This is a genomic window from Trebonia sp. (assembly GCF_049794275.1).
In the GTDB taxonomy this organism is placed as follows: Bacteria; Actinomycetota; Actinomycetes; order Streptosporangiales; family Streptosporangiaceae; genus Trebonia.
This window is the reverse complement of record NZ_JBARCR010000487.1, coordinates 1-3007: the sequence shown is the minus strand read 5'-3', so window position 1 is coordinate 3007 and position 3007 is coordinate 1. Positions and strand designations below refer to the sequence as shown.

Sequence of the window (3007 nt, the reverse complement as noted above, 5' to 3'; positions counted from 1 at the left end):
AGCACGCCCGAGATGCCGCCGAACAGGAAGTTGACGAAGAACGCCATCGCGAACAGCATCGGCACGGTGAGCCGGATCTTCGCCTTCCAGAACGTGCCCAGCGCCACCAGGAAGATGAACCCGGTCGGTATCGAGATCAGCTCCGTGGTCAGCATGAACAGCGGCCGCATGTCCGGGTTTATGCCGGACATGAACAGATGATGCTGCCAGACGAAGAACGAAAGGATAGCCACGCCGAACATGCCCGCCGCGGCGATCTTATAGCCGAACAGCGGCTTCCTGGTGAAGACCGGGAGGAGCTCGCACACGATCCCGAAGCCCGGCAGCGCCAGGATGTACACCTCAGGGTGGCCGAAGAACCAGAACAGGTCCTGGTACAGGTACGAGCTGCCGCCCAGCTGGTTGATGAAGAACGCGGTCTGCGCCGTGCGGTCGGTGATGATCATGTACATGCCGCCCACCAGCACCGGGGCGGCCAGCACCAGCAGGAAGCCGGTGGTCAGCATCGCCCAGACGAACATCGGCAGCCGGCTCCAGCGCATGCCGGGCGCCCGGTAGCAGATGATCGTGACGATGATGTTGAAGCCGGCCAGGATGATCGAGACGCCCATCAGGCCGAACGCGAACGCGTACGAGTCCATGCCCTCGCCCGCCTGGATCGACAGCGGCGCGTACCCTGTCCAGCCGGTCGGGAAGCCGCCGAGCAGGAAGCTGGACAGCAGGATCACGTAGGCGCACGGGGTGAGCCAGAAGGACAGCGCCTCGAGCCGCGGGAACGCGACCCGCTTCGAGCCGATCATCAGCGGCACCAGGTAGTTGCCGAACGGCCCGACGATGACCGAGGTCATCATCATCATCATCATGGTGCCGTGCTCGCCGACCACCTCCAGGTAGGCGGTCGGGCTGAGCACGTGGTACGACGGCGACAGCAGCTCGGTCCTGATCGCCATGGCCAGCAGGCCGCCGGTGAAGAAGTAGACCAGCATGCCGACCAGGTACTGGATGCCGACTACCTTGTGGTCGAGCGTGTACCGGAAGTACCGGGAGAGGCCGCCGACGGCGTCCCGCTCCTCCTCAAGTTGCGGTATCGGCCGGCCGAGCATCTGCCGGACCAGGTCGTTGAACACGCCGAGCCCGATCAGCCAGCCGAGCACCAGGAAGGCGTAGCCGAGCACGATCGCCGTGTCGTTGCCGTCGGGCGCCCCGCCGCCCGTCGCCACGAAGCTCGGGGTCATGAAGTTGCCGAGCCAGTGCCCGATGGCATAGCCGATGACCGCGCCGATGAGCGCGGTGTGCCATGCCGGGCGCAGCCACCAGGGGCGCTGCTTGGGTGTGCCGCCAGGCTCACGTCCGCCGGGCGCCTGCGCGCTTTCCGGCTGGGTTTCGATGGCCATATAAGTTACCTCGCTACCTTTCGCCGGATCAGGGCTGCTCTGGGTCGGCCGGGTTGTAGTAACCGCCGCCCGCGCTGGTCAAGCCGAGCTCCTCGTTCACCTTGCCCACGTTGGCGATGACGGTCGGGTCGTAGGTCAGCGCGTACGGCGGCAGTATCTTCGTCAGCGCGGCGAGCTGTATCTCCGTGGCATGCGCCCAGGTCATGAAGGCGGCCACCGGCACGACCTTGCCGTAGTCGTACATCGCGCCGTGCCAGATGCCGCACAGCTCGGCGCATCGCACCACGAACTGGCCGGCCTGTTTCGGGACGGTAAACGTGACGTTGTTCACGCCCGGGTTGGCGTCGGCCTTCACGCCGAGCTGGTAGGCCCAGAAGCTGTGGATCACGTCCAGCGACGTGACGTTGAACCGCACCGGCGTATTGAGCGGGATCAGCAGGTCGGTGGTCTCGAAGCCGCCGAACTGCGGATAACGGAACGTCCACGCCCACTGCTGGCCGATCACCTGCACTTGCAGGATGTTGTTCGTGCCCGGCGTCCACGAGGTGTCCGAGGTCGCGGGCGGCATGCCGCGCTGGAAGATCGGCTGCGGCCCCTGGCCGGCGCCCGCGCCGGCCGGAGCGATGAGTTCGACGGTGCCGTACACCGCGAGGGCCAGGACGATCACGGAGGTCACGGTGATCCAGAGCGCCGTGATCCTCGTGTTGCCGTGGATCGGCGCGGCGTCCGTCTCGTCACCTGGCTTCTGCCGCCAGAAGGTAAGCGCCCAGCCGAGGTACAGCAGTATCCCGATCACCACGGGAGTGGCGATCGTGGCGAGCACCGTGATGTCGACCTGCTGGCTGGCCGCCGTGTTCGACATATCGCCCGGCGGGATGTGCGGGCCCCACACCAGCGCCACGAGCAGGCAGCCGATGATGCTCAGCACTATCCAGCTGACGAGCAGCCAGAGACCGTCTCGCCGCCCACTCTTCGAACCGACCGGGGCCGGCCCTGCCTCAGCGGCCATCAGGCCTGCACCTCCATTTGACCCATCATGTAACCGGGCGTGGCCATCGGCCCGCCGTTGCCGTCGACGAATCCGCCACCGCAGGGCACGAAGCACTGCCAGCGGAAGGTCCCGCCCGCCTTCGGCGTCTTGAAGCTGAACCTGACCACTGTGTGGGGAGCCAGCGCCTGGTCAGCGGTGTTCGCCACGCAGGGCGACGTGCCGCACAAGGCGTTGTTCTCCGCGACCGTGTTCGGCGACGCAACCGGCACGTTCAGTCCGAGGCCGGGGATCGCGAACGTGTGCTGGACCGAGCAGTCCGCCCACGAGTTGAGCAGCGAGATCGCCTGCGGAGCCGAGTACGCCTTGCCGTTGTAGTACCGCACGACCTCGACGTTGCCTGCTGTGCCGGTGACCTTGCCCCAGAGCGGGTTGCGCAGCGGCGTGCAGCCGTCGTAACCCAGGATGGTGATGTTCACCTGCGTGTACGCCGGGACCTTGAAGTACGTGGTGTGCAAGAACTGGCCGGTCGAAGGGTTCTTGATGAAGTACGACACCCAGTCCGGCTTGTCGGTCACCGTCGTCTGCGGGGTGGTCATCAGCGTGACGTTCACCTGGCCGTTGC

The 3007-nt window shown here is 66.1% G+C and carries 3 protein-coding genes; all 3 read right to left on the bottom strand.

All coding sequences use genetic code 11. The features are described 5' to 3' along the window. A partial coding sequence (locus tag WA805_RS13295; RefSeq protein WP_425242484.1) for a cytochrome c oxidase subunit I occupies positions 1-1394 on the bottom strand: 1394 nt, incomplete at its 3' end. 28 nt (positions 1395-1422) lie between these two features. Then, positions 1423-2403, bottom strand: a complete 981-nt coding sequence (locus tag WA805_RS13290; protein WP_425242483.1) for a cytochrome c oxidase subunit II — start codon at positions 2401-2403, stop codon at positions 1423-1425. Then, positions 2403-3007: hypothetical protein (locus tag WA805_RS13285; RefSeq protein WP_425242482.1), on the bottom strand; the 605-nt coding region annotated here is incomplete at its 5' end. The genes WA805_RS13285 and WA805_RS13290, both read right to left, overlap by 1 nt.

What these genes read in the sequence shown, in the direction of transcription:
- WA805_RS13290 (WP_425242483.1), bottom strand. Translation starts at nt 2,403, where the DNA reads ATGGCCGCTGAGGCAGGGCCGGCCCCGGTCGGTTCGAAGAGTGGGCGG.